This window comes from Acidobacteriota bacterium (assembly GCA_020845575.1).
Lineage (GTDB): Bacteria > Acidobacteriota > Vicinamibacteria > Vicinamibacterales > Vicinamibacteraceae > Luteitalea.
Window position 1 is genome coordinate 1 of record JADLFL010000012.1, and the last position, 25,681, is coordinate 25,681.

The following is a 25,681-nucleotide window of genomic DNA, read 5'->3' on the forward strand; positions in this document are numbered from 1 at the left end:
ACCTCGCACTCGGGACACGTCCAGCGCGCGCGGGCGTCGTGCTCGACCCAGAGATCAACCCGCTCCCCCGACGTGTCCAACGCGACCCGCGCGATGTGCCACGGCGCCTGCAACCCTAGAATCGTGTAGAAGAGTTTGGTGTCCTGCATCCCGCGGTTCTACGTCACCCCACTCCTCGGCGCAAGGCCGGCGAGCAGGCCGCTCACCCGCCGAGTGGCCCGCGCAGCCGGCCCGACCTACCCACGCCATTCCCGGAAGGACCATTTTCATAATCTGTGTTGTCACATAGTGGCACGGAGCCCTGCCGGCAGTTCGATAGTAACTAACGACATGGGGCAACCAGCCGACGGTGTCGAACTCGTACTCATGGCGCCAGCCGCGTCATAGCTGCAGCCGAGTCAATGCCGACACGGCCGAAGGCGGTGGATCCACATCAGTCGGCATAAGTGATACCGGTGCCTCTCGGCCGCCCGCCGCGGCTGCAGCACCAGCACGCGCCCCTCGTCGACGAGTGCCGGCGGCACCCGCGTCGTCTTGCCCGCCCCCGGCGTGGCGACCAGCACCGCCGCCCGGTACGACTGGAGCGCAACCCGCAGCGGCGCGAGCGCGGAGTCGACGGGCAGTGGAGCGAGCGTGCGCATCCTTCGTCCTTGTCCTGGTCTATGATCACCTCCTGTCCGCCAGGGGTATCCGCTGGCGCGTCGCTTTGCCTGTGAGCCAGGCGCCGCTTCGGCGAGATTGAGATCACACCCTTGGAACCTGGTTCGCTTTCGCGCGTCTGCGCGGCGGCGGGCGTAGGGAGTGCGGAGCCTGGCCTCGTGCCGTCGGGCTCCACGTGATCGAAACGGGAGCTTCGACGAATGGCCCAGTCCGCTACGCCCACCTCACCGCTTCTCTCCTACGAAGAGGCGTTCCCCGGTTCGCGCAAGGTTCTCGTCGACGGGCCGCAGGGCACGCGCGTACCGATGCGCGAGATCGCCCTGTCTGGCGGCAACGCGCCGCTGCGTGTCTACGACACCAGCGGTCCGCAGGGCGTCGACGTGCGCACCGGCCTGCCGCAGGTGCGGCGCGACTGGATCGAGCAGCGCGGCGACACGATCGAGGAGCCGCGGCACCTCCTGCTGAACGCGTGGAAGCGCGAGATGCCGCCTGCGCTGCTCGCGCGCACGCGCACGCGCCGCCGCGCGCGCGACGGCCAGGCCGTGTCGCAGCTCGCGTACGCGCGCCGCGGCGAGATCACGCCGGAGATGGCTTACATCGCCACGCGCGAGAGCCTCACGCCGGAGTTCGTGCGCGAGGAAGTCGCACGGGGCCGCGCGATCATCCCGGCCAACGTCAATCACCCGGAGCTCGAGCCGATGATCATCGGCCGCAACTTCCTGGTGAAGATCAACGCCAACATCGGCAACTCCGTGGTGTCGTCCTCGATCGAGGAAGAAGTGGACAAGCTCCGCTGGGCCACGCTGTGGGGCGCCGACACGGTGATGGACCTCTCCACGGGCAAGGACATCCACGTGACGCGCGAGTGGCTCATCCGCAACAGCGCCGTGCCGATCGGCGCCGTGCCGATCTACCAGGCGCTCGAGAAAGTGGGCGGACGGCCCGAAGAGCTGACGTGGGAGCTCTATCGCGACACGCTCATCGAGCAGGCCGAGCAGGGCGTGGACTATTTCACCGTTCACGCCGGCGTGCTGCTGCGCTACGTGCCGCTCACCGCACGTCGCGTCACCGGCCTCGTCTCGCGCGGGGGATCGATCCTCGCGAAGTGGTGCCTTGCGCACCACAAGGAAAACTTCCTCTACACGCACTTCCGCGAGATCTGCGAAATCATGCGTGCCTACGACGTGTCGTTCTCGCTCGGCGACGGTCTGCGTCCAGGATCGATCGCCGACGCGAACGACGCCGCGCAGTTCGGCGAGCTGCAGACGCAGGGTGAGCTCACGCGCATCGCCTGGGAGTACGACGTTCAGGTGATGAACGAGGGGCCCGGCCACGTCCCCATGCACCTCATCAAGGAGAACATGGAGAAGCAGCTCGAGTGGTGCAGCGAGGCGCCGTTCTACACGCTCGGCCCGCTCACCACCGACATCGCGCCGGGCTACGACCACATCACGTCGGCCATCGGCGCCGCGATGATCGGCTGGTACGGCACCGCGATGCTCTGCTACGTCACGCCGAAGGAGCACCTCGGGCTCCCCGATCGAGACGATGTGAAGGCGGGCGTGATCGCGTACAAGATCGCCGCGCACGCCGCCGACCTCGCCAAGGGTCATCCGCAGGCGCGCGTGTGGGACGACGCGCTGTCGAAGGCACGGTTCGAGTTCCGGTGGAACGACCAGTTCAACCTCGCGCTCGATCCCGTGACGGCGCGCGCGTACCACGACGAGACGCTGCCCGCCGACGGCGCCAAGGTCGCGCATTTCTGCTCGATGTGCGGACCGAAGTTCTGTTCGATGGAGATCACCCAGCAGGTGCGCGACTACGCCGCCGCCCAGGGCCTCGACACGACGACCGCGATCGAGAAGGGGCTGCAGGAAAAGGCCGCCGACTTCAAGGAAGCCGGCGAGATTTACGTGAGAGAGGGCTAGGGAGCAGCAATGCCGGAAATGCCGCGATGCCGGGAATGGACAACCGGCAGGCACAGGCATCCGTTCCGAGCACACTGACGACCACTATGTAGGGGCACCCCTTGTGGGTGCCCGATCTGAACGGGCGGCCACAAGGGCCGCCCCTACGCCCGCATCGATGTCTTCCATCTGGAGGATGGGCGGCTTACGGCTTACGGTTCAGGGCTTACGGAACGACAGCGCCAGCCATCCTCAGCACCCGTAGGGGCGACGCATGCGTCGCCCCTACACATTGGCGCCCAGGCGACCACAAGGGTCGCCCCTACACTTTGACGCTCGGATGACCACCACGTAGGGGCGGCCCTTGTGGCCGCCCGTCTGGCGGGGAACGCGCGTGCAGCCGACCGACGCATTGCGCGAGGGGTGACTGCGAACGACGTGAGCGTCACACCCGATGGATGCGAAGTGGTGGCCCCTCGGAGTGCGCTCACGATCTTCTCGAGGTCGTCCGGATCGCTTGTGACGACGACATCACGTCGCGCCATCGCTCCTACGACGACCGCTGCGTCAACGATGTCGCGTACGCCGGAGCGCGCACACGCCACGCCGACGGCACGGGCGCGCGGCTCATTGAAATCTTCGATACGGCAGCCGCGCAATAGACGCGACAACTGTGCCTGTGGTCCACCACGCCAGGCCTGTCCCAGTACGGCCGCCGGCACCACCGGTCGTTCGCCCTTCTGAAGCGACCGCAGATGCAACGCCCAGAGGTCACGCCGATTCATCAATGCCCCGGTGTCGTACGTGACGCCCATGGCTCAGGCCGTGACGTTCCACACGGTGTTGAGGACGGCATCCGCATCGGCCAGTTCGCGTTCAGTCAGCCGGCCGTGCTCAGCCTCCCATTCGGCCACCGCGGCAAGGCCATCCTCGATGCTCAACGCGTTCTCGGCAGCCCGGTTGAGCCATGCGGACAGGCTGAGGCCCTGACGCTCGGCACTCGTGGCGGCGGCCTGGGCGACGCGGTCGTCCAACGCAACGCTCAACTTCCTCACGCCCATGCGAGTCATGGTAGCACCGCGTTCGCACCGCATGCGCGTGCGCGCCAGGGGCTGAAGCCCCTGGCCTCCATCTGGAGCACGGGCGTGCGGCTTACGGTTCAGGGCTCACGGGACGATAGCGCGACCCATCCTCAGCATGCGTAGGGGCCGACGCATGCGTCGCCGCTACAGCGAGTGGTTGTCCCGCCAACCGTCTGTGAGTTGAACCGCCAGCGCGAAGGCGGGTCCGGTGCCCGGTGCCCGCTGCCCGATGCCCGGCGTTCGCTACCGCCCCGTTCCGACGACGGGGACGATCTGGATAATCGTGGGGTAGCGGCTGGGGTCCGCGCCGGGGGTGGGGACCAGGTAGCCCTTCGAGCCGCCCCATGTGTAATCCTTGATCGTCACGCCCGGTGGGAACGCCATCGTCTCTTCACGGAAGCGGCCGACCTCGAACATGTGTACCGGCGGGACGTCGTACACGAGGTCGCCCCTGTCGCGCAGTTGCGTGCGGTAATAGAGCACGAGCTCCGCGAACGACGCGGTGCTGCCGAACAGGTAGTAGCGCTGGCCCTGGCCCGCGTCGAACGAGCGCAGGAAGCGCGCGCCGGGGTACACCGGCAGGCCGAGCTGCGCGGCCGTCGGCACCGGATCGGCCGGCAGGGCCGGGTGGCTGGCTTCACCCCGCGGCGCCGCGGTCGGTGCCGTCGGGGGGGGCACCGGTCTGGCCGTCTCGCTCGAAACAGGCGGTGTCTGCGGTGTCGTAGCCGGTGTGTCGGGTCTGCCGACGGGCTGCGGCGCCACACCTCGCGGCGGCGGAGGCGGGGTTTGCGGGCGGCTCTGGCCGAGTGCCGGAGCCGCGGCGAGCAGCGTCAGGCACACCGTCAACTCGATCGCGCGCGTCATGCGTCTTATTGTACGAAGGAACGGGCACGTTCGCCCTGGAAGAGAGTACACATGACCAGTGCTGTGAAAACTGCTGCGTTGCTGGGCCTGCTCAGCGCGCTGTTTCTGTACATCGGACAACTCCTCGGCGGCGAGGGCGGACTCCTCATCGCGTTTGTCATCGCCATCGTCATGAACTTCGGGTCCTACTGGTTCTCCGACAAGATCGTCCTGGCGATGTATCGCGCCAGGGAGGTCGGGCCGGACCACCCGTTGTCCCAGCTCACCGCCGACCTCGCGCGGCGGGCGCAGCTCCCCATGCCGCGCGTCTACATCATTCCCGACGACTCCCCGAACGCGTTCGCCACGGGGCGCAATCCGCAGCACGCGGCCGTTGCGGCCACCGAGGGGATCATGCGCCTGCTGTCGCGCGATGAACTGGCGGGCGTGATGGCGCACGAGCTCGCGCACGTCAAGCATCGCGACATCCTCATCAGCTCCGTGGCGGCGACAATCGCCGCCGCGATCATGATGGTGGCGCGCATGGCGCAATTTGCGAGCTTCTTCGGCCACTCGCGATCCGACGATGGGGAAGGGAGCAACCCGATCGCGCTGCTGGTGGGCATCTTCGTGGCACCCCTCGCGGCGATGCTGATCCAGTCGGCGATCTCGCGGTCGCGCGAGTTCGGGGCCGATGCCGGCGGGGCGGAGATCGCCGGGTCGCCGATGGGCCTGGTCAACGCGCTCCGCAAGCTCGAATCGGCCAGCAAGCGCGTGCCGATGGATGCCAATCCGGCGACGGCTCACATGTTCATCATCAAGCCGTTCAGCGTGCGCGGCCTGTTCTCGTTGTTCAGCACGCACCCGCCGACCGAACAGCGGATCTCGGCGTTGATGGGCCCCCGCTGACGCGGGCGGACGTTGTGGGGCCGGGCTCGGAGAGCCGGCCCTACCCACAGCGGCGATAGGTAGGGCCGGCTCTCCGAGCCCGGCCCCTACGGTGTTGCAGATGGTTCGTATCGGTCGCGCAGCAGGGTCAGGACGGCCTTGACCTGCTTCGCGTAGGCCGGATCGGGATACTTCCGCACATACAGCCGCGCGTACCTTTCCAGCAGCTGCGGGGCCTGAGCCTCGAGGAACTGGAAGAAGTGCTCGCGGCTGGCGTCTTCGAGGTGAAGGACGTTGCCACCGAGCAGCGGCACGTCCAGATCGGCCATGGCCTGCAGCGTGGCCGCGATGCGTGACGGGTGCGTCGTGAAGCCGGGCACGAGTGGACTCATGAGGACGCCGGCCGTCACGCCCGCGTCGCGCAGGTGCCGCACGGCGCGCAGGCGCTGCATCGGCGGGGCGGTGCCGGGTTCCAGCTGCTCCCACACGGGATCGACGGTCGGCACGCTGACGTAGACGCGCGCGAGTCCGCGTTGCGACATCCGCGCGAGCACGTCGGCATCGCGCACCACCATCGGCCCCTTCGTCACGAGTCCCACGGGCGTGTTCGCCGCATCGAGGTGCGCCAGGCACGCGCGCGTGAGCCTGTAGCGGCCTTCGATCGGTTGATACGGATCGGTGGCGGTGCCGAGAGCCACGAGTTCGCACCGCCACGATGGCGCGTGCAGTTGTCGCGCGAGCACGTCGGCCACGTTGCGCTTCACGAAGATGTAGCTCGAGAACTCGTCGCCGGCACCCATCTCCAACTGGCTCTGGTACCGGCGCGCGTAGCAGTACTCGCACGCGTGCGTGCAGCCGCGGTAGGGATTGAGCGTCCAGCGGAACGCCATGCCCTTCACGCGATTGAGCGCCGACCGGCATACCACTTCCTGATAGTGCGCGTTGTCTGCACGCCGCTCGGCGGAGGGCAGGCCCTCGACACCCGCAATCCTGACGATCGCCGCGACGCCGCGGGTGGTGAGCGGTTCCTCGAACAGGGGCATCTGGCGGGGCATGTATTCGCCGTATCTTCGCCATTGTCCTCCGCGCGCGAGTGGGTGGTCAAGGATGTGCGATTCGCCGGGAGTCGGCCCCGGAAGGAGATGTACACTGTCGCGCTATGGCTAGTCACACACGAGTGGTGCGAGGGGTTGTCGCGGCGGCGATTCTCGGCTGGGCCGGCGTGGCCTTCGCGCAAGCGCCTGCCGCCAACGACGTCGTCGGCACCTGGAACATCACGATGACGTCGCCGGTCGGCACGCATCCAACCACGATGGCGATCCGCGAGGATGGAGGCCAGTTGGCGGGCACGATCGATGGACTGCCCGGCGCGACGCCGGTGGTCGTGACGACCAGTGAGAAGGGGGTCACGTTCTCGTTCTCGGTCGACTACCAGGGACAACCGGTTCCCGTCGTGATGGCGGGGAAGATCACGGGCACGGACATCAAGGGCAGCGTGGACTACGCCGATGGCGCCGGCGCGGGCGACTTCATCGGCTCGAAGGCCGGCGCCGCGTCGCTGTCCGGGGCCTGGGCCATCTCTGGCGATGGCGGCGACGGATACAGCTTCATGTTCACGCACGAGGGCGCGACCGTCGGTGGTGCGCTTCGCATGCCAGACGGCAACGAGCTGCCGCTGAAAGGCACCTTCGAGAACGGCCGTCTCTCACTCACCGTCGTGTCCGACAGCGCGAGCGGGACCATCGACGGCACCTACGACGCCGGCGCGCTCAAGGGGCGCTACGACATCGCCGGCAGCACCGGCACCTGGTCGGCCGTTCGCAAGTAACGTCGTGGCTGCGTCTCGCACCGCCGCCGCGACGTCGGGATCGTCGCCACGCTTCCTGTTCATCGATGCCCTGCGGGGCTTCGACATGTTCTGGATCACGGGCGGCGACGTGTTGGCCCGCGCCCTCGCCGTGTGGTTCGGGTGGACGTGGCTCGATCACCAGATGGAACACCTGCCCTGGGAAGGGTTCGTGTTCTACGACCTCATCTTCCCGCTCTTCATCTTCATCGTCGGCGTCGTGCTGCCGATGTCGCTGAAGCGGTACGCCGCGCAGCCATCGGCCGCGTATGGCCGCATCGTCAGGCGATTCGCGCTGCTGATGCTGCTCGGGTGGATCAACTGGGGCCTGCTCCAGTTCGACCTGCCGAACATGCGATGGTCCGGCGTGCTGCAGCGCATCGCGATCTGTTACCTGTTCACGTCGCTCGCCGTGCTGCACCTGCGCGTGAAGGGACAGGCCATCCTCGCCGTTTCGCTGCTGCTCGGATACTGGGCGCTGCTGGCATTCGTGCCTGCGCCTGGATTTCGCGCATACGACCTCTCACCGGAAGGGAACCTGGTGGGGTACGTCGATCGCCTGCTGCTGCCAGGCAAGTTCTGCTGCTACCCGCCGTATGGCGACAACGAAGGCGTGCTCTCGAACATCCCCGCGATTGCGACGTGTCTCTTCGGCGCGTTGACGGGCTGGTGGCTGGTGCAGGCGTGCTCGGCGGGCACCAAGCTGCGTGGCCTTCTCGTCGCGGGCGTGGCGAGCCTGGTCCTCGGCTACGTGTGGTGGCCGCTCTTCCCCGTCATCAAGAACCTCTGGACGAGTTCCTACGTGATGATCGCCGCCGGGTGGAGTCTCCTGCTCGTGGCGCTGTTCTACTTCGTGATCGACATGCAGGGCATGCGCCGGTGGGCGTTCCCCTTCGTGGTGATCGGCATGAACGCGATCACGATCTACGTCGCGCAGGAGTTCATCAACTTCGGCGACATCTCGAAGTTCTTCCTCGGTGGCCTGGCCAGCATCGTCGGCGGTGCGGGCCCTGTCGTCCTTGCGCTCGGTGCGATCGCCGTCCGCTGGATCTGCCTGCGCTACCTCTATCGCAACGGCACGTTCCTGCGCGTGTAACGGCCGGGCGCCGGAAGTCAGCGAATCGCGTTGCGTTGTTCGGTGAGGATGTCTTCGAGCGTGCGGGTGATGGGGATGTCCGGGTGCCAGCCCGTGATCGCGGTGAGGCGAGTGCGATCGCCGAGCAAGAGCGAGACGTCGACCGGGCGGAGCTTCGCGGGGTCGACGTCCACGTCGACCGGTACCGTCACGGCGGCGCGCAGCATGTCGAGCAGCGCGCCGATCTCGAACGCTTCGCCGCGACACACGTTGTAGACCTCGCCGCTTGCGCCCCGCTGCATCAGCAGCCGGTACGCGCGCACCGTGTCCCTGACGTCGGTGAAGTCGCGTCGCGCCGTGAGGTTGCCCACGCGCAGCGGGCCCGCTTCGAGGCCGCGTTCGATGCGCGCCAGTTGCCTGGCGAATTCGGGCGCGAAGAAACCGGGACCCTGACCGGGGCCGATGTGGTTGAAGGGCCTCACGATCACCACGTCGAGCCCCTCTCGCACCGCGGCGCGCGCCACCATCTCCTGCGCGAGTTTGCTCACGCCGTACGGCGTTGCCGGCGACACGCGCGCGTCCTCGCTCAGCGGCTCATCGGACGGCGCATACACGGCGGCCGACGTCGTCACGAGCACGCGTGCGTCAGGAGCGTGACGGCCGATGCTGCGCAGCAGCACGTGCGTCACTCGCGCGTTGAGGTCGAGTGCGACATCGGTGTGCGCCCACGCGGCACCCTGATTGGCTGCACCGGCGAGGTGGTACAGCGACGACGGACGCGCCGACGCAATCGCGGCGCCGACGACACTCGCCTCGCGCAGGTCCACTTCGCGCCACGTCACGCCGTCGAGTGCCAGTGATGCGGGCGGTGGCGGGACGCCCGGGCGATACCAGCCCTCCACGGGCCCGTCCTGGCGCAGGAGCGCCACGAGATGCTGGCCGGCGAAGCCCGCCGCACCAGTGACGACAGTGGGGCGAGTCATGAGCGCGCTAGTAGGACCGTCCCCCGAAGCTTCCGCTCGCGCCCGTGTTGCCGCCGAACGCGCCGAGGAAGTTCGAGAAGGTCCCGAGACCGGCCAGCGTGAAGCCGATGTTGAAGCGGCGATCCTGCGGCACGGGGAAGCTCGAATACTGCGCGAAGTTCATCGTCTGGTATTCGACGATGATGCCGCAGCACTGCGCGTTGTAGTAGCCGACGATGCGTCTGTCGATCATCGTCTGGCGCCCCATGTCGTAGTAGAAGGAGAACGTCCCGCCGATCCGGTTCCGCGCCGTGCGCACCGTCGTGCCGCCGTTGAGGAAGTTGTCGGGCCGCGTCGGATCGAACGAGAACTTGCGCTGGCTCCAGCCGCCGTTCACGTCGAGCCACTGGCGCAGGCCGTAACTGCCGTTCACGCGGATGCTCTGGAACTCGCCGGCGCGGTCGTCCCAGTCGAGGCGTGCCGTGACGTTGGTGCGCTGGCTGGGCGAGAAATTCGCGCTGAAGTTGATCGGCGAGAAGTTGCTCGGTTCACGCCCGAAATAGTTCAGCGGATACGAACCGAAATCGTAGAGGCTGGCTCGCGGGTCGCTGTAGTAGCTCTGTGTGATGCCGATCGTCAGGAAGTCGCGCGTGCGTGCGGCAGACTCCCCGGCGCGCCGTTTTGCCGTGAAGCGATTGACGATGCCGTAGGCGATGCGCGTCGTGCCGCCGTACGTGAAGTCGTACCCTTCCAGCTTCGGGATGCGGTCGTACCCCTCGAACGTGGTGAGCCGTTGCACGGTGAACGTGGGTTCGATCGTGTGCTTGTACTTCTCGGCGTAGCCGTTGCCCGGCGTGTCCCACACCTTCGTGAACTTCGGCCCGACGATGTCGGTGCGCAGGTCCCAGTAGCGCCGCGTGAGCGGCACGTCGGCCTGCACGTCGCGATTGTTGACGTCCTTCACGTAGCTCTCGCTGTAGCGCGTGAAGTGGTACGCGATCGAGGAGTTGAAGGTGAGGAACGGCCACTTGTTGAACGGGATCCGTACAGACGGCGTGATGTCGAAGCGCTGGAGCCCCTGGTCGTACTCGATGTTGTTGGCTTGGTCGGTGTCGACGCGCGTGATGTTCACCCACTCCGAGCCCAGGCTGTAGTAGATCGGCGTCTTGCCGATGCGGCTCTGCGCCAGCGAGTAGGAGAGCCGCGGCGTGCCGCCCATGGTCTGTGACGACGCCTCGGTGTAGAAGAGCTCCGTGGTGTCGTAGGTCGCGCTGACGCCCTGCTTGCCCCACGTGCCAGAGAGGTTGCCGCGGATGGTGCGCGTGCGCGACGACCAGTCGTACGGGTTCTGATTGAACGTCGCGCGCGTGACGATGCTGGAGAAGTAGTCGATGTTGCCGCGCGCGCGCAGCTTGAACGGCAGCGCCTGCCCGACGTTGGCGCGAATCTCGTAGTTGGTCGCGGCCGGCGTCGTGACGGATCCCGCCGTCGTCGAGTACGACGCCTCCTTCTCCTTCAGGTAGTACGTGTTGAACGATCCCTGAGAGCCGGGGCCCGCGACGTAGCGGTACTCGGCGCCGACGCCCTGGCCGCGCTTGGTGAACCAGTCGTGCGTGATGGTGGCGTCCTGGCTGCGGTTGATCGCCCAGAAGAACGCGTTGCTGATGCTCTGGCCGCGGATGACCGACGACCCGTAGGTGGGCAGCAGGAACCCCGTCGCGCGGTCGTCGCTCTGGATCGGGTAGTACATCACGGGCAGGTAGAACATCGGCACGCCCTTCACCTTGAGCACGGTGTTGGTCAGGACGGCGTACTCCTCGAGCTCGACCAGCGCGGTGCTCGAGACGAGCTCCCAGCGCGGCGTGGGCTGCACGCAGCTGGTGAACCCCCCGCGCGTGATCTTGTAGCGCTTCGGCCCGACCTTCTCCACCTTCTCGCCGTAGAACAGCGCATCGGGTTCCTGCGTGCCGAAGAAGCTCTTGTCCACCTTGTCGCCGAGGTACGTCGACCCCGTGGCGTCGTAGAACACGGCGAGCTTGGTCGTGTTGTCGAACTCCAGGCGCTCGGCCGCGATGCGCGTCTGCGCCGACGTGTAGACGACGTTGCCCGTCGCCACCACCTTGCCCGTCTCGCGGTCGTACTCGACCTCGTCGGCGAGGAACCGCTGCGCGCCGTCTTCCTGTTCCAGTTCGACCTCGCCGATCAGGCGCGTCTTCGTCCCGTCGATCTCGATGCGGAGCTGACGGGAGAGCTTGAACCCGGGCAGCTGCTGCGCCAGCGCCAGCGTGGGCAGCGCCGTTAGGACCAGCAGGAGCGTGAGGACACGAAGCGTGATGAATGCGGGCACGGGGCTGGGGGAAGGCGCCTGGCGTGGCGACCCGCAGAATATCACGCGGGATCGGGCGGCCCCGGCGCTTGGTCGAGCCATGCGAGGGCCGCGCCGACCAGGAAGAGCGAGCCTGCGACGACCACACGCGCACGTCCCGAAGCCGCGGCACGGAGCGCGTCGGCCGGCGTGGCGACCGCCTCGACGCGAAGGGCGGGGGCGAGCGTGGCGATGCGCGACGCGAGCGCGTCGGCGGGCAGGGATCTCGGCAGGTCGACAGTCGTGGCGATGACGCGCGACGCAAGAGGCAACAGTGGTGCGAGGAGGCCGTCGACATCCTTGTCGCGCATGCACGCCGTGACGAGGATGGCTGGCGTGAACGCGGCGTCCTTCAGCCACACCGCAAGGGCGCGCGCGCCGTCGGGGTTGTGCGCGCCGTCGAGCACGACCGGGGCGCCCGACGGCAGCGTGCGCCGGTCGAGCCGGCCGGGCCAGCGTGCCTGCGTGAGACCTGAGACGATCGCGTCGCGGCCGCCGCCAATGCCTGCCGCTTCGAGGGCTTCGAGCAGTCGCACGGCCACGGCCGCGTTCGCGGCCTGATGCGCGCCACGCAGTCCGAGCACGAGCGGGCCGTAGGTGCGACGCGGTGTCTCGATTGTCAGCGGGGTGTTTTCGGTTGCGGGAAAGTTGGTCGGGCTCGCAGAGCCGGCCCTGCAGGTGGGAGCGCCAGCCCTACCAGGCGGAGAGCCGCCAGTCGCGATGCGCACATCGTCTGCGGTGCGGATCAGTGTGGCGTGGCGTTGCGTACAGGTCTGTTCGATGACGCGCGCCGGCTCGTCGTCGGTCACGCCGCTGACGACAGTTGCGCCCATCGCAATCACGCCGGCCTTCTCGGCGGCGATGTGGGCCAGCGAGTCGCCGAGGTACGCCATGTGGTCGAAGCCGATGGACGTGATCGCCGCAAACGGCGCATCGACGACGTTGGTGGCGTCGAGACGTCCGCCCAGCCCGACCTCGAGCACCGCCACGTCGACCGCTGCGGTGCGAAACAGCACGAACGCCGTCGCCGTTGTCAGTTCGAAATAGGTCCCCGGTCCGGGAAGCGCGTTGCTCGCGAGGAGCGCGTCCTCCGCATCGAACACCTCCTGCAGCGCCGCGTCGAGGGCCTCGTCGGTCACGGGTGTGCCGTCGATGGCGAAGCGCTCGCGCAGATGGACGAGATGGGGCGACGTGTACCGGCCCACGCGCAGCCCGGCAGCGTGCAGGGCGTGCGACACCATGGCCGTCACCGATCCCTTGCCGTTGGTGCCGGCGATGATGACCGGCGTGCCTGTGCGTTCGGGATGTCCGAGGGCGTCGACGAGCGTGCGGATCGTGACGAGCCCGAGCTTGACGCCGACGAACTCGCGCGTGGCGAGACGGCCCTGTGGCGTCATGCCGGTGTGTGCATGAACCTCAGGGCGTCGGCGATCGCTGCCTTCAGCTTGCGGCGGTCCACGATCATGTCGACCATCCCGTGCTCGACGAGGAACTCGGCGCGCTGGAAGCCTTCCGGCAGCTTCTGGCGGATCGTCTGCTCGATCACGCGCGGGCCGGCGAAACCGATGAGGGCCTTCGGTTCGGCGATGTTCAGGTCGCCGAGCATCGCGAAGCTGGCGGTGACGCCGCCGGTGGTGGGATCGGTGAGAACCGAGATGTACGGCAGGCCTGCGCGATCGAGACGCGCGAGCGCGGCGCTCACCTTCGCCATCTGCATGAGCGAGAGCGTGCCCTCCATCATCCGCGCGCCGCCCGAGCACGACACCACCACCACGGGACGACGGTGCTGGAGTCCGCGCTCGATCGCCCGCGTGATCTTCTCGCCGACCACCACGCCCATGCTGCCGCCGATGAAGGAGTACTCCATCGCGGCCACCTCGGTCTCGATCCCGTCGATCGTGCCGGTCCCGCAGACGATCGCGTCCTCGAGGCCGGTGGCCTCCTGTGCCGTGCGCAGGCGCTGCGAGTACGGCTTGGTGTCGATGAAACTCAGGGGATCGGTCGACGCGAGGCCGCGATCGTGCTCGACCCACGGCCCGTCGAACAGCATCGCGAGGCGGTCGGCGGCGCCGAGGCGGAAGTGATGTCCGCACTTCGGGCACACCTGCATGTTGCCGTCGAGGTCCTTCTTGTAGAGCGCCTGGCCGCAGTCCGGGCACTTGACCCAGATGCCTTCAGGGATGCGGCTCGCCTTCTCCGTCGGGGCGATGGGTTTGGGAACGCGCTTGAACCAGGCCATGGGGTGTCGTGACCGTGCCGCGGTGCCGGGGACTGCCCCGGCCGTTCGCGACGTCGGCTGGCGAAGGTGACAGCGTAGCCGTCGCCGGAGGGCACGTCAACGCTGCCGCGGGACGTAGTACTGGGTGCCCTGCTGCATGTGCTCGATCTGTCGGAGCAGGTCTTCGACGTCTTCGTCGTGCCAGTCGAGCCCGAGCGACGAGGTCTCGACGACGAGCAGTGGAGCGCTGGTGTAGTGGAAGAAGAAGTGGTTGAAGGCGTCGTTCAACTCACCGATTCGCGCTTCGTCATCGGCTGCGCGACGATCGGCGAGTCGGCGGGCCCTGTCACGCAGGTGCTTGCGCAGCCTGTCTGTCGGGCACTGCAGATAGACGACGACGTCGGGCGTCGGGAGATCCCTGGTGAGCAGGTCGTACAGGCGTTGATAGATGAAGAGCTCGTTGTCGTCCAGCGTCAGGTACGCGAAAATCCTGTCCTTGTCGAACAGGTAGTCGCAGACGGTGGTCTGGCTGAAGAGGTCGCCCTGCCGCAGGGTTTCCTGCTGGCGATGGCGCGCGAGCAGATGGAAGAGCTGCGCCTGGAACGCCGCGCCGCTGCCGCGTGCGCGACGGTCGCCTGCAAACGGATTCTCCCCATCGTCGGTGACCAGCGTCGCGTCGAGGCGCTGCGCGAGACGTTCCGCGAGGAGGGCTTTGCCGACGCCCGGAGGGCCCTCGATCGCGAGGTAGCGCGCGTCCACGATGGCGCGCAGTATAGCGACGGGCTTCGAACCCCAGCAAGTCGCGCGTGCTAGCATGCGCCCGAGTGATGACGCGTCGCCTGTTGCTCTCAGTCGGACTGGCGGTGGCCACCGCTTGTGCGTCGGCACCGCCGGCCGTACCACCCCCGGTCGTCGCCCCCGCCTACGAACCCAAGGTCGCCAGCATCCTGCGCCTCGAAGACTTGCGTGTGCTGGAGGATGCGCTCTCGCGTCCCGTGGCTCCACCGCCAGGCGTCGACGCCCGCGGCCGTCCGCGGCCCGCCGCACCGGCGCCGCCGGCGATGGATCTCGTCACGCTCCTCGGCGATTCGGATGCGCGCGTGCGCCGGCGTGCCGCACTCGGGATCGGCCGCGTGGGTCTGTCCGCCGGCGTGGCGCCGCTGGTGGGCCACCTCCAGGATCCCGACGCCGACGTGCGCGCGATGGTGGCGTTCGCGCTGGGGCTCATCGGCGACGCCGCGGCCGTCGATCCGCTGGTGACGACGCTGGGCGACCCGAGTCCGCTGGTGAAGGGGCGTGCGGCGCACGCGCTCGGACTCATCGGTCCCGACAAGGCGGCGGCTTCCGCCGCACCCATCGCGCAGATGGTGCAGCGCCTGGTGTCGGCCGGCGCGATCGGCACGCCACCGGCCGATGAAGGCGGTGTGCCGTCGCCCGAAGCCGAGGCGGTGCGTCGGGGGCTCATCGCTCTGACGGCGTTGCGCAGCTACGACGGCCTTGCCACGGCGGTGCTCGACGCGCAGGGGCGTCCGCGCAGCTCATGGTGGCCCATCGCCGCGGCGCTCTCGCGCATCGCCGACGACCGTGCGGTGCCGGCGTTGATCGAACTCGTGTCGTCGCCGTCGCCGTTCACGGCAGGGTATGCGGTGCGCGGGCTCGGCGAGCGTCGCGCCGCGGCGGCGTTACCCACGCTGTTGCCCCTGCTCGAAGCGAAGCGCCAGGTCCATCCGCAGGTGCGGGTGTCCGCGGTGCGCGCCGCGGGACAACTGGCCGACGCACGCGCGGCGGCCCCGTTGCTGGCGTTGCTGCGCCAGCCTGATGTCGAACTCGGTCTCGAACTCGAGATCATGGGTGCGCTGGCGCAGATCGACATGCGCGACGCCGAACCGGATCTGATCGACAGGCTCACCGATCGATCGCCGTTCGTGCGCGCGGCGGCGTTGAAGACGCTGGCGCGCGTGGACTCGTTGTCGTTCACGACGGCGCTGTCTGGCCTCGATCCCGATGCCGACTGGCGCGTGCGCGCGGCGATGGCCGAGGCACTCACCACGCTGGCACCCGAGAACGCGACGCCGATGCTCGAACGCCTCGTCGCCGACGCCGACGCGCGCGTGCTGCCGTCGGTGCTGCGCGCGTGGAGCACGCTGAAGCTTCCCGGTCTCGAGAAGCATCTCGCCGCGGCGCTCGCTCGCGACGATGTGATGGTGCGCGCGGCGGCGGCCTCCGTCGTGGGCGCGCAGAAGCTGACGGCGCTGCGTGATGCGTTGATCGCGGCGTGGCAGCGCGCGAAGACCGACGCGGCCGACGATGCGCGTTGGGCGGCGCTCGACGCGCTCGCCACGCTCGATCCGGCGGCGGCGCGCGGGCCCATGGAAGAGACGCTCAGCGACCGCGACTGGGCCATGCGTCTGCGCGCGGCGCGCTGGCTCGTCGCACAGGATCCGTCCAGTGACGCGCTCACGCGCATCAGGCCGGCGCCCGTGTCGCAGGCGGCAGGCAGATACGCTGCCGCGCACCTCGTCTCGCCGGCGTACTCACCGCAGATCTACGTCGAGACCGCGAAGGGCACCATCCAGATCGAACTGGCGGTGCTCGACGCGCCCCTCACCGTGGAGAACTTCGTCGCGCTCGCGCGTCGCGGCTACTTCGACGGACTGCGGTTGCATCGCGTGGTGCCGGCGTTTGTCGTGCAGGATGGCGATCCGCGCGGCGATGGATCGGGCGGCCCCGGCTACAGCATCCGCGACGAACTGAGCGATCGCCCGTATCGGCGCGGCACCGTGGGCATGGCGCTCGCAGGTCCCGACACCGGCGGCAGCCAATGGTTCATCACGCACGCGCCGCAACCGCATCTCGAAGCGCGCTACACGGTGTTCGGTGACGTGGTGAGCGGGATGGACGTGGTGGACGCGCTGGAGGTGGGCGATACGATCACGCGGATTCGCGTGTGGGATGGTGTGACGCCCCAGTGACATCAAAGGGGACATGAAAGGGGCGCGGACAGCCGCGCCCCCTTGCGATCCCGTCAATCCGCCGCGTTGGTCGCGGCGGCCCTCGTGGCCGACTTCCTGGCCAAGGCGTAAACCCCCTTTCCAGGCGGTGTACATCTGGCCGGCCGCTCGCAGGCGTTCACGTACGCTCGCAACGCTGCCTCCCGCAATCACGGCCCGTGAGAGCGGGCGACGGCAGCCGTTCGCTACGGCCGGAAATGGCCGGCGGCCGCCGATGGAATCTGGCAGCCGCCGCATTTGTCCAACTGACGGGCCCCATCGGAGATGACGCCCGTTGCGGCCTGGCGACGAAGCGCCCGGACCGCGAACTACTACCGCTTCTTCGCGGCCTTCTTCGTGGCCTTCGGAGCGGCCTTCTTCGCCGCGGCCTTCTTGGCTGCCTTCTTCGCCATTCTTCCTCCTAGGTTGGCGGTGCTCGTTCCGTTGCGTTGAGTCGTCATTGACCCATCACTACAGGTGGATTGAGCTACCCAGCCTCACACAAGATGTAGATTATGGATGAGAAAATTTGCTTGTCAAGCACAATTCCAGCGTGCTTGTCAAAAAATTTTGCCCATCCGAAATGCGCCCAGGAGGAAGGGGCTAGCGCAAACAGGCGGCCGTTGTCAAACTTGACAAGTTCAAGCGATCGCTTACCGAAAACGGCCCGTCACGAACATCGCTTCGACAGCGTGCCCGTAGCGCGTTCACGCGGGTCCTGCACGACATGTGTAAGTGAATACGAACGTGAAAACAAGGAGCCGGCAACCGGCAATCGGCAAGCCGGCAACCGGGCAGGGAATCGGGACGCGGGACTCAGGAGATCGAATTCGAGACCGTCAAGCGGCGCGTCTCCCGTGCGAGTGCTTGGTCGCGCCGATGACGGGTGAGGCTGTTCGGCGACAGGGACGCGCGCCGAATGCGTCGGCGAGGCTCAGAACGCCGAGACGCGGAGCTGCTGCTTCTCGGCGTGGCGTTCGAGCGCGAGTTGGAGGAGGCGATCGACGAGATCGGGATACGCGAGTCCGCTCGCGGCCCACAGCTTGCTGTACATGCTGATCGTCGTGAAGCCGGGCATCGTGTTGATCTCGTTGACGAACACCTCGCCGCTCTCGCCATCGACGAGGAAGTCGACGCGACTCAGGCCCGCGCCGTCGATCGCGCGGAACGCGTCGAGGGCCAGCGTCTGCAGCCGCGCTCCGAGGTCGGCGGGCACGTCCGCGGGAATCGCGAGGCGGCTCCCGCTGTCCAGGTACTTCGCCTCGTAGTCATAGAACTCGCGCGACGGGACGATCTCGCCGGGCACCGATGCGCGCGGCTCGTCGTTGCCGAGCACCGCGACCTCGATCTCTCGCGCGTGCGGCACCGCCGCTTCCACCACCACCTTGCGGTCGTACTCGGCGGCGAGCTCGAGCGCGTCTACGAGCGTCTCGACCGTGCGTGCCTTCGAGATGCCCACGCTCGACCCGAGATTGGCCGGCTTGACGAACACCGGCAGGCCGAGCGCGTCCGCGAGTTCCTCGGCGACGACGGCCGGTTCCGCGAGGACACGCTGCCGCGACACGACGACGTAGGCGCACTGCGGCAGGCCCGCCGCTCCGAACACGCGCTTCATGAGTGCCTTGTCCATGCCGACGGCCGAGGCGAGTACGCCGCAGCCGACGTACGGCACGTTGGCCAGTTCGAGCAGGCCCTGCACCGTGCCGTCTTCGCCGTGCGGTCCGTGCAGTACCGGGAAGATCGCGTCGAGCCCGACACCCGTGACCACGGCGTGCGCCTCGTCATCGCCACGGCCGCGTGACCTGTCGATGGTGAGGATGGTCTCCTCGCTCGGTCGCGCCAGGAGATGAACCTCCCGGCCGGCGCGCAGCGCCTTCAGCTCGGCGCGCGTCTGCTCGATCACTTCGGAGGCCGACGCGGCGGACGGCGGCTTGTCGGCCAGCGACCACCGGCCGTCCCTGTCGATACGGATCGGCACCGCTTCGTAGCGCGCGCGATCCAGGTTGGCCATGACGGCGGCTGCCGAGGCGATCGAGACTTCGTGCTCGCCGGAGCGACCACCGTAGACAACGCCTACGCGGAGTTTCTTCAAGGGCTTCGGGTGTCCGAATGTCGGCCGGAATGGCCGGATGGATGCCGTAGTATAGCCGAATGCCCGGCGCCTTCGCGTTCACGCTGACAGCCCGGGACGGCAAGGCCCGTTCGGGCCGCCTGCAGACGCCTCACGGCGACGTGGAGACGCCGGCTTTCATGCCGGTGGGGACGCGCGGTGCCGTCCGCGGGGTCACCCAGCGAACCCTCGAAGAGGCCGGCGCGTCGATCGTCCTCGCCAACACCTATCACCTCTATCTCCGTCCCGGCGACGACCTGATCGCCGAACGCGGCGGTCTCCACCGCTTCATCGGCTGGCCGGGCCCGATCCTCACCGACAGCGGCGGCTACCAGATCTTCAGCCTCGGCCCGCTCGTGAAGATCAGCGAGGCCGGGGCTCGATTCCAGTCACACCACGACGGCTCGCGGCACGAGCTCACGCCCGAACGCGTGGTCGACATCCAGGCGCAACTCGGACCCGACATCGCGATGGTGCTCGACGAGTGTCTCGCGGCGCCCGCGAGCGAGGCGGCCACGGCGGCGTCACTGGACCTCACTCTCCGCTGGGCGCGGCGCGCGCGCGACCGGTTCGAGCAGTTGCGGGCCGGGCCGGTCGATGGCGTGACGGTGTCCAACCCCGGCCAGGCGCAGTTCGGCATCGTGCAGGGCGGGATCTACCCGCACCTGCGCGAGAAGAGCGCCGCCGCGCTCCGGGCCATCGGGTTCGAGTCGTACGCGATCGGCGGCCTCAGCGTGGGCGAGTCGGTCGAAACGATGTACGACGTGGTGGCGCACACGGCGCCGCTCCTGCCCGAGGACACGCCGCGGTACCTGATGGGCACCGGCATGCCCGACGACCTGGTGGAGTGCGTGGCACGCGGCATCGACATGTTCGACTGCGTGCTGCCGACGCGCAACGCGCGCAACGGCCAGGTATTCACGCCCGACGGTCCGATCAACCTGCGCAACGCCCGCTTCGCGCGTGACGATCGGCCCATCGACGAGACGTGTCCGTGCGACACCTGCCGCCGTCATTCGCGGGCCTATCTGCGGCACCTGTTCCAGAACCGCGAGATGAACGGTGGCACGCTCGCAAGTGTCCACAACCTCGTCTTTTACCTTGACACCCTCCGGCGGATCCGACAGGCTATCGGTTTCGGGTCGTTCGAGCAGTTCAGACAGGATTTTCACCGCCGCTTCTCCCGAACACCCCTGAGTTCCTGATGCTTTTTCCGAGTATGTCCGTCCCGTCGTCGCTCGCCATGGCGGCCCCCGCCGATCCCAACGCGAGCCCCTGGCTGTCGCTGCTGCCCTTCGTCGTCATTCTCGGCATCTTCTACGCCATGGTGCTGCTGCCGATGAAGAGACGGCAGCAAAAGGTCGCCAACTTCCAGGGTGGCCTGAAGCTGGGCGACAAGGTCATCACCACGGGCGGCATGTACGGCACGATCACGCGTCTCGGGGAGCAGCACGTACAGTTACAGATCGCCCCCAACGTGCGCATCGACGTGGCCCGCGCGGCCGTCGGCGGTTATCAGGGGCAGGACCCCGTCGTCGTGGCCGAGCAGGGCAACGCGTAATCCCTCATGACTAGCAACCTTCGCTGGAAGCTGATCGCCATCGTCGCGGTGATCGCGCTGGCCGTCGCGGCCTTCTATCCACCCACGGAAAAGGTCAGGCTCGGCCTCGACCTGAAGGGCGGTGTCCACCTCGTCCTCCGCGTCCAGACAGACGATGCGCTCAAGGTGGAGACGGAGACGAGCGCGGAACGCCTCCGTGACGAGCTGTCACGCCAGGGCGTGTCTGTCTCGAACGTCGTCGCCGACGACATCCGGTCGTTCCGCGTGGAAGGCGTGCCGGGTGACCGCGACGCGGACTTCCGCCGCGTGGCGGAGGAGTGGGTCGGGCAGCTGTTCGACAGGTCCTCGTCGGCGGGTGGGGCGTACACGTTCGCGCTGAAGCCGGCGCAGATCACGCGGCTGCGGCAGGACGCCGTGGCGCAGGCGCTGCAGACGATCGAGCGGCGCGTCAACGAACTCGGCGTTGCCGAGCCCATCGTCGCGCCGCACGGCGACGGCGACCAGATCCTCGTGCAGATGCCGGGCGTCACCGATGTCTCCCGCGCGAAGGAGATCATCAGGTCGACGGCACTGCTCGAGCTCAAGATCGTCGAGGACGGTCCGGCTCCCACGCGCGAGTCGCTGCTGGCGTCGCGCGGCGGGCAGGTACCCGGTGACCTCGAGGTCGTGCCCGGCGCGGCGGAGGCCGGCGGCGTGGGCCCCGTGTACTACCTCGTGAAGCGCGTGGCCGGCATCACGGGCCGCGACCTGCGCAACGCGAAGCCGTCGCTCGACGAGAACAACCAGCCGGCCGTGTCGTTCTCGCTCAACCAGCAGGGTGCCGACAAGTTCGGTCAGCTCACCGCACAGAACATCGGTCGCCAGCTGGCGATCATCCTGGACGGCCGCGTGCAGAGCGCGCCGACGATCGAAGGACGCATCTACGACGAGGGCCGGATCTCCGGGTCGTTCACCTCGCAGGAGGTGCAGGACCTGTCGCTCACGCTGCGGTCGGGCGCGCTGCCGGCCAGCCTCACCTATCTCGAGGAACGCACCGTTGGTCCGTCGCTCGGCGCCGACTCCATCCGCGCCGGCGTGATGGCGTCGCTCATCGGCCTCGGGTTCGTCACGCTGTTCATGCTCGCGTTCTACAAGTTCTCGGGCGTCAACGCGCTGCTGTCCATCTCGCTCAACCTGGTCATCCTGCTCGGCTTCATGGCGTACATCGGTGCGGTGATGACGCTGCCGGGGATCGCGGGCTTCATCCTGACGATCGGCATGGGCGTGGACTCCAACGTGCTCATCTTCGAGCGCATCAAGGAGGAACTCGGCGCCGGCAAGTCGGCACGCGCGGCGGTGGCCGCCGGGTTCGACCGCGTGTTTCTCACCATTCTCGATACGCACGTGGCGTCGCTCATCTCGGCGGCGTTCCTGTTCCAGTTCGGCACGGGCCCGATTCGCGGGTTCGCGACCACGCTGTTCTTCGGACTGCTCGCCAATGTGTTCACGGCCGTGTTCGCGTCGCGGACCCTGTTCGAACTCATCCTGTCGCGCCGTCCGCAGGCCGCGAAGCTGAGCATCTGAGGCCGTCATGGAACTGTTCACCAACGCCCACTACAACTTCACCAGGTGGCGCTGGCATGCGCTGGCCTTCTCGGCGATTCTCGTCGTGGCCGGCATCGTGCAGACAGCGCGGCTCGGGCTCCCGCTCGGCATCGACTTCTCGGGCGGCACGATCGTCATCGCCAAGTTCCAGCAGGCCACGTCCGAAGACACGGTGCGGACCGCGCTCGACAGCATCCCCGGCGAGAAGGTCGTCCAGCAGTACGGCAATCCCGACGCGCACGAAATCCTGATCCGCCTGCCGCAGGTGGAGCAGACCGAGGAAGGCACGAGTCTCGAGGCCGGTGCGCGCCAACTCACCGACGCCCTGCGCGCCGCCAACGTCGGCGCGTTCGAGGTGATCAACACCGAGATCGTCGGCCCCGTGATCGGCAAGGACCTGCAGCGCAAGGGCATCTACGCGACGTTCGCGAGCATCATCGGCATCGCGCTCTACATCGCGTTCCGCTTCAGGCCCTCGTTCGCGATCGGCGCCATCGCGGCCACGCTGCACGACGTGATCGTCACGCTCGCGGTGCTGGCCTTCTGCGGCTACGAACTCTCGCTCAACGTCATCGCGGCCATCCTGACCATCACGGGTTACTCCGTGAACGACACCATCGTCATCTTCGATCGCGTGCGCGAGAACTTCAGGACCATGCGCGGCGCGGCGCTGGAGCAGCAGGTCAACACGGCGGTCAACCAGACGCTCAGCCGGACGTTGATCACGGCGGGTACCACGTTCCTGGCCGTGTTCGCGTTGTTCCTCTTGGGCGGCGAGGTGCTCGAAGGCTTCGCCTTCACGATGCTCATCGGCATCGTGAGCGGCACCTACTCCACCATCTTCATCGCGTCGGCGATCGCCATCGCGCTCAGCAAGAGCGAAATGAAGCCGTCGGGGCCGGCGCAGGCGGCCACGCCCGCGCGTGCGGCGGCCGAGCGCGCGCGTCGCCGCGAGCGGCGCAACGCGTAAGGACTGCGCGTGCCGGTGCTCGCCGCCGCGGCGCTGCTGGGCGTGGTGCAGGGACTCACGGAGTTCCTGCCCGTGTCGAGCTCCGCGCACCTCATCCTGGCCCGGGCGTTCTTCGGCTGGGACGACAGCGGCTTCGGCCTCGCGTTCGACGTGGCGACACACGTCGGCACGCTGCTGGCCATCCTCGTCTATTTCCGCGACGACATCCTCGGCATGATCGCGGCGATCCCGCGTGTCTTCACGGGGACCGACGCGGAGGCGCGCCGTGCGCGCCTCATCGCCATCGGGACCATCCCGGTGGTGATCGTCGGTGCGCTGTGGGCGAGCGCCATCGAGGCGCACCTGCGCACGCCGCAGGTGGCGGCCGTCGCGCTGGCGGCGGGGTCGATCCTGTTCTTCGTGGTGGAGCGTGTCGGGACGCAGTGGCGCCATGACGACCGCGGCATGAGCGTCGCGCAGGCGCTCGCGTTCGGCGTCGCACAGACGGCCGCGCTCATCCCCGGCGTGTCGCGATCGGGGTCCACGATCGTGGCGGGCATGGCAATGGGATTCACGCGCGCGGCGGCGGCACGATTCGGCTTCCTGCTCGGCATTCCCGCGATCCTGGCGGCGGCGGCCAAGGAAGCGCTCGAACTGCGTCACGTAGGGGTCGCGCCGGGCGAGACGACGCTGTTCCTCGTGGGTGGCATCACGGCGTTTCTCGTGGGCTATCTCGCCATCAGGTTCTTCATGCGGTATCTCGGGTCGCACTCGCTGGCCGTGTTCGCGTGGTATCGCCTCGCGCTCGCGGCGGCCGTCGTGGTCTGGCTCTTCCCACGCTGACGTGTGGAACTACCTGCAGCGACGGTTCGTGGCGGGCTTCTTCGTCACGGTCCCGCTCGCCCTCAGCATCGCGGCGCTGATCTGGATCTTCGGGATCGCCGACGATCTCACGTCGCCGATCGTCGAGCAGGTCTTCGGTCGGCGCGTGCCGGGCCTCGGCATCGCGGTGACGGCGGCGGGTATTCTGATCGTCGGGTTCTTCGCGGCCAACGTCATCGGTCGCCGTCTGCTGCAGCGCGCGGAACACTACCTGATGCTCGTGCCGTTGTTCCGCTCGATCTACGCGCCGGTGAAGCAGCTCGTGTGGGCGTTCAATCCGCAGAACGACTCGGGCTTCAAGCGCGTGGTACTCGTGGAGGAGCCGCAGCGCGGGATGGTGCTCGGGTTCCTCACGCGCGAGATCACGGTGCCGGACGCCGACGGTCGTCCCGAACCCTGGGTGGCCGTCTATGTCCCGACCAACCACCTCTACCTTGGCGACGTGCTGCTGTATCGGCGCGACCGCGTGCGCTACCCGGACATCACGGTCGAGGAAGGTGTGCGCGTGTTCCTCACCGGCGGCATGGCACTGCCCCCCGACGTGCACGCGCACGTCGACCCTGCTCGGCAGCGTGGGCCGGATGCCGGATCGGATGTCGGGGCAAACCCCTCGTCCGACGTCTGACCGCGCGCCGCGTTCACGTCCGCTTTTGACAGGCGCGTGCCGCGCGACTACTATCGGCGGCCTGTGATCTCAGGGCGGCGAGGCTGGGCCGGGTCGTGCGCCGGGCGGTCGAGGTGCTGGCGAGGGTCGGAGAGAAAGTTCACGAGCGCGTGATCCGATTCTCGGGAACCGGTGTCAAAGAAGGCATCGGAGTTCGTTGACACTGTTTTTTTGCTGTCGCTATAATCGCCGCCTCACGACGGGAAGTCATCGCGTCTGTGGTCGGTAGGAGGACAGGCCAGTGCCGAAAGACATGTTCGGGGACGTGGTCGAACCGTCAATCAAGGTCGGTTCGCAGAAGTGGTACACGGTTCCCGTCTCGATTCTTGTGCACCTGCTCATCGTCGGGAGCGTGGTGCTGATCCCGCTCATGGCGCTCGATGCGTTGCCGGAGGTGAGCGGGAGCATGACGGCGTTCGTGGGTGCGCCACCGCCACCGCCACCGCCGCCGCCACCACCGCCGCCGCCACCCGCGGCGGCCGCGCCGGCCCCGACGCCGACGACAGTGAGCAATCCGAACGCGGCCCCCATCGAGCCGCCGAAGGAAATCAAGCCCGAAGCTCCCGCACCGCCGCCGGCCAACGTGGGCGTGGGCGTGCCGGGTGGCGTCGAAGGCGGCATTCCTGGTGGTGCGCTCGGCGGCGTCGTCGGCGGCCTGCCGTCAGCCCCGCCGCCGCCGCCCCCACCGCCGCCGGCGGCTCCGGTGCGCGTCGGCGGTGCCATCGCGCCGCCCAAGCAACTGCGACGCGTCAACCCCATCTACCCGCAGATCGCACAGTCGGCGCGCGTGTCGGGTGTCGTGATCATCGAGGCCACCATCGGGACCAACGGCAAGGTGCAGAACGCGCGGGTGTTGCGCAGCATCCCGTTGCTCGATCAGGCGGCGCTCGATGCGGTGAAGCAGTGGGAGTACACACCGACGCTGCTCAATAACGTGCCGGTTCCGGTCATCATGACCGTCACGGTGAACTTTACGTTGCAGTAGTCCCCTGGGTTCCCGCCCTCCGCGATCGGGGGCGGGCGCCTGTCAGTCAAGAACAGCACGATCGATCGTGATCGACATGAACGATCTGCGGGTGCGTTGCCGGAAGGCAG

The 25,681-nt window shown here is 68.0% G+C and carries 24 protein-coding genes; 13 read left to right on the plus strand and 11 right to left on the minus strand.

The features are described 5' to 3' along the window. Positions 1-149 (minus strand): ISL3 family transposase (locus IT182_02235; protein MCC6162146.1); only part of this gene is annotated, 149 nt, incomplete at its 3' end. A gap of 249 nt (positions 150-398) precedes the next feature. Beyond that, positions 399-641 (minus strand): hypothetical protein, encoded by a 243-nt coding sequence (locus IT182_02240; GenBank protein MCC6162147.1) that lies wholly within the window; start codon positions 639-641, stop codon positions 399-401. 219 nt (positions 642-860) lie between these two features. Here IT182_02240 and thiC point away from each other — a divergent pair, with 219 nt between their 5' ends. After that, a complete protein-coding gene (gene thiC / locus IT182_02245; protein MCC6162148.1) occupies positions 861-2,588 on the plus strand; it encodes a phosphomethylpyrimidine synthase ThiC in 1,728 nt (575 codons plus the stop codon). Between the two features lie 797 nt (positions 2,589-3,385). Here the strand turns inward: thiC and IT182_02250 are convergent. Beyond that, positions 3,386-3,637, minus strand: coding sequence for a hypothetical protein (locus tag IT182_02250; GenBank protein ID MCC6162149.1), 252 nt, complete (start codon positions 3,635-3,637; stop codon positions 3,386-3,388). Positions 3,638-3,892: 255 nt separating this feature from the next. After that, positions 3,893-4,513 (minus strand): hypothetical protein, encoded by a 621-nt coding sequence (locus IT182_02255; protein ID MCC6162150.1) that lies wholly within the window; start codon positions 4,511-4,513, stop codon positions 3,893-3,895. Positions 4,514-4,564: 51 nt separating this feature from the next. On the opposite strand from IT182_02255, the gene htpX reads away from it, so the two are divergent. Then, the gene (gene htpX / locus IT182_02260) at positions 4,565-5,401 is read left to right on the plus strand and encodes a zinc metalloprotease HtpX (protein ID MCC6162151.1); all 837 of its coding nucleotides are present in this window, start codon (positions 4,565-4,567) and stop codon (positions 5,399-5,401) included. Positions 5,402-5,487: 86 nt separating this feature from the next. Here htpX and IT182_02265 read toward each other — a convergent pair whose 3' ends face one another. After that, a complete protein-coding gene (locus IT182_02265; protein MCC6162152.1) occupies positions 5,488-6,435 on the minus strand; it encodes a radical SAM protein in 948 nt (315 codons plus the stop codon). Positions 6,436-6,539: 104 nt separating this feature from the next. Here IT182_02265 and IT182_02270 point away from each other — a divergent pair, with 104 nt between their 5' ends. Both IT182_02270 and IT182_02275 read left to right on the plus strand, forming a co-directional pair. After that, positions 6,540-7,208 (plus strand): hypothetical protein, encoded by a 669-nt coding sequence (locus IT182_02270; protein MCC6162153.1) that lies wholly within the window; start codon positions 6,540-6,542, stop codon positions 7,206-7,208. A 4-nt stretch (positions 7,209-7,212) separates the two neighbouring features. Further along, a complete protein-coding gene (locus IT182_02275; protein ID MCC6162154.1) occupies positions 7,213-8,322 on the plus strand; it encodes a hypothetical protein in 1,110 nt (369 codons plus the stop codon). Between the two features lie 17 nt (positions 8,323-8,339). Here the strand turns inward: IT182_02275 and IT182_02280 are convergent, their stop codons facing one another. The 5 genes from IT182_02280 to IT182_02300 all read right to left on the minus strand — a co-directional run bounded on the left by IT182_02280 (position 8,340) and on the right by IT182_02300 (position 14,662). Continuing rightward, the gene (locus IT182_02280) at positions 8,340-9,284 is read right to left on the minus strand and encodes a GDP-mannose 4,6-dehydratase (protein ID MCC6162155.1); all 945 of its coding nucleotides are present in this window, start codon (positions 9,282-9,284) and stop codon (positions 8,340-8,342) included. Between the two features lie 7 nt (positions 9,285-9,291). After that, the gene (locus tag IT182_02285) at positions 9,292-11,610 is read right to left on the minus strand and encodes an LPS-assembly protein LptD (GenBank protein ID MCC6162156.1); all 2,319 of its coding nucleotides are present in this window, start codon (positions 11,608-11,610) and stop codon (positions 9,292-9,294) included. A 41-nt stretch (positions 11,611-11,651) separates the two neighbouring features. Continuing rightward, positions 11,652-13,025, minus strand: coding sequence for a bifunctional folylpolyglutamate synthase/dihydrofolate synthase (locus IT182_02290; GenBank protein ID MCC6162157.1), 1,374 nt, complete (start codon positions 13,023-13,025; stop codon positions 11,652-11,654). After that, on the minus strand, positions 13,022-13,867 hold the full coding sequence (locus tag IT182_02295; GenBank protein MCC6162158.1) for an acetyl-CoA carboxylase carboxyltransferase subunit beta: 846 nt from the start codon (positions 13,865-13,867) through the stop codon (positions 13,022-13,024). The genes IT182_02290 and IT182_02295 overlap by 4 nt, the downstream gene beginning before the upstream one ends. 96 nt (positions 13,868-13,963) lie before the next feature. After that, complete coding sequence (locus tag IT182_02300) at positions 13,964-14,662, minus strand: deoxynucleoside kinase (GenBank protein ID MCC6162159.1); 699 nt, start codon at positions 14,660-14,662, stop codon at positions 13,964-13,966. A gap of 11 nt (positions 14,663-14,673) precedes the next feature. Here IT182_02300 and IT182_02305 point away from each other — a divergent pair, with 11 nt between their 5' ends. Both IT182_02305 and IT182_02310 read left to right on the plus strand, forming a co-directional pair. After that, a complete protein-coding gene (locus tag IT182_02305; protein ID MCC6162160.1) occupies positions 14,674-16,818 on the plus strand; it encodes a HEAT repeat domain-containing protein in 2,145 nt (714 codons plus the stop codon). A gap of 303 nt (positions 16,819-17,121) precedes the next feature. Next, positions 17,122-17,289, plus strand: a complete 168-nt coding sequence (locus tag IT182_02310) for a hypothetical protein (protein MCC6162161.1) — start codon at positions 17,122-17,124, stop codon at positions 17,287-17,289. 481 nt (positions 17,290-17,770) lie between these two features. On the opposite strand, the gene IT182_02315 is transcribed toward IT182_02310, so the two are convergent. Continuing rightward, on the minus strand, positions 17,771-18,928 hold the full coding sequence (locus tag IT182_02315; GenBank protein ID MCC6162162.1) for a D-alanine--D-alanine ligase: 1,158 nt from the start codon (positions 18,926-18,928) through the stop codon (positions 17,771-17,773). A gap of 59 nt (positions 18,929-18,987) precedes the next feature. Between IT182_02315 and tgt the strand changes: the two genes are divergently transcribed. The 7 genes from tgt (at position 18,988) to IT182_02350 (ending at position 25,571) form a co-directional block, all read left to right on the plus strand. Then, complete coding sequence (gene tgt / locus IT182_02320) at positions 18,988-20,151, plus strand: tRNA guanosine(34) transglycosylase Tgt (GenBank protein ID MCC6162163.1); 1,164 nt, start codon at positions 18,988-18,990, stop codon at positions 20,149-20,151. Positions 20,152-20,165: 14 nt separating this feature from the next. After that, positions 20,166-20,507, plus strand: coding sequence for a preprotein translocase subunit YajC (yajC, locus tag IT182_02325; protein MCC6162164.1), 342 nt, complete (start codon positions 20,166-20,168; stop codon positions 20,505-20,507). Positions 20,508-20,513: 6 nt separating this feature from the next. Then, positions 20,514-22,070, plus strand: coding sequence for a protein translocase subunit SecD (gene secD, locus IT182_02330; GenBank protein MCC6162165.1), 1,557 nt, complete (start codon positions 20,514-20,516; stop codon positions 22,068-22,070). Between the two features lie 7 nt (positions 22,071-22,077). Then, on the plus strand, positions 22,078-23,061 hold the full coding sequence (gene secF, locus IT182_02335) for a protein translocase subunit SecF (GenBank protein ID MCC6162166.1): 984 nt from the start codon (positions 22,078-22,080) through the stop codon (positions 23,059-23,061). Positions 23,062-23,070: 9 nt separating this feature from the next. After that, complete coding sequence (gene uppP / locus IT182_02340) at positions 23,071-23,883, plus strand: undecaprenyl-diphosphatase UppP (protein ID MCC6162167.1); 813 nt, start codon at positions 23,071-23,073, stop codon at positions 23,881-23,883. A 1-nt stretch (position 23,884) separates the two neighbouring features. Beyond that, positions 23,885-24,547, plus strand: a complete 663-nt coding sequence (locus IT182_02345) for a DUF502 domain-containing protein (GenBank protein MCC6162168.1) — start codon at positions 23,885-23,887, stop codon at positions 24,545-24,547. Positions 24,548-24,827: 280 nt separating this feature from the next. After that, the gene (locus IT182_02350) at positions 24,828-25,571 is read left to right on the plus strand and encodes a TonB family protein (protein ID MCC6162169.1); all 744 of its coding nucleotides are present in this window, start codon (positions 24,828-24,830) and stop codon (positions 25,569-25,571) included. Positions 25,572-25,681 lie beyond the last annotated feature (110 nt).

Excerpts from the sequence above, each read along its gene's own strand:
- IT182_02240 (MCC6162147.1), bottom strand. The coding sequence starts at position 641 with ATGCGCACGCTCGCTCCACTGCCCGTCGACTCCGCGCTCGCGCCGCTG.
- thiC (MCC6162148.1), top strand. The coding sequence starts at position 861 with ATGGCCCAGTCCGCTACGCCCACCTCACCGCTTCTCTCCTACGAAGAG.
- IT182_02250 (MCC6162149.1), bottom strand. The coding sequence starts at position 3,637 with ATGACTCGCATGGGCGTGAGGAAGTTGAGCGTTGCGTTGGACGACCGC.
- IT182_02255 (MCC6162150.1), bottom strand. The coding sequence starts at position 4,513 with ATGACGCGCGCGATCGAGTTGACGGTGTGCCTGACGCTGCTCGCCGCG.
- htpX (MCC6162151.1), top strand. The coding sequence starts at position 4,565 with ATGACCAGTGCTGTGAAAACTGCTGCGTTGCTGGGCCTGCTCAGCGCG.
- IT182_02265 (MCC6162152.1), bottom strand. The coding sequence starts at position 6,435 with ATGCCCCGCCAGATGCCCCTGTTCGAGGAACCGCTCACCACCCGCGGC.
- IT182_02270 (MCC6162153.1), top strand. The coding sequence starts at position 6,540 with ATGGCTAGTCACACACGAGTGGTGCGAGGGGTTGTCGCGGCGGCGATT.
- IT182_02280 (MCC6162155.1), bottom strand. The coding sequence starts at position 9,284 with ATGACTCGCCCCACTGTCGTCACTGGTGCGGCGGGCTTCGCCGGCCAG.
- IT182_02290 (MCC6162157.1), bottom strand. The coding sequence starts at position 13,025 with ATGACGCCACAGGGCCGTCTCGCCACGCGCGAGTTCGTCGGCGTCAAG.
- IT182_02295 (MCC6162158.1), bottom strand. The coding sequence starts at position 13,867 with ATGGCCTGGTTCAAGCGCGTTCCCAAACCCATCGCCCCGACGGAGAAG.
- IT182_02300 (MCC6162159.1), bottom strand. The coding sequence starts at position 14,662 with ATGCTAGCACGCGCGACTTGCTGGGGTTCGAAGCCCGTCGCTATACTG.
- IT182_02305 (MCC6162160.1), top strand. The coding sequence starts at position 14,674 with ATGACGCGTCGCCTGTTGCTCTCAGTCGGACTGGCGGTGGCCACCGCT.
- IT182_02310 (MCC6162161.1), top strand. The coding sequence starts at position 17,122 with ATGACGCCCGTTGCGGCCTGGCGACGAAGCGCCCGGACCGCGAACTAC.
- tgt (MCC6162163.1), top strand. The coding sequence starts at position 18,988 with ATGCCCGGCGCCTTCGCGTTCACGCTGACAGCCCGGGACGGCAAGGCC.
- yajC (MCC6162164.1), top strand. The coding sequence starts at position 20,166 with ATGTCCGTCCCGTCGTCGCTCGCCATGGCGGCCCCCGCCGATCCCAAC.
- secD (MCC6162165.1), top strand. The coding sequence starts at position 20,514 with ATGACTAGCAACCTTCGCTGGAAGCTGATCGCCATCGTCGCGGTGATC.
- secF (MCC6162166.1), top strand. The coding sequence starts at position 22,078 with ATGGAACTGTTCACCAACGCCCACTACAACTTCACCAGGTGGCGCTGG.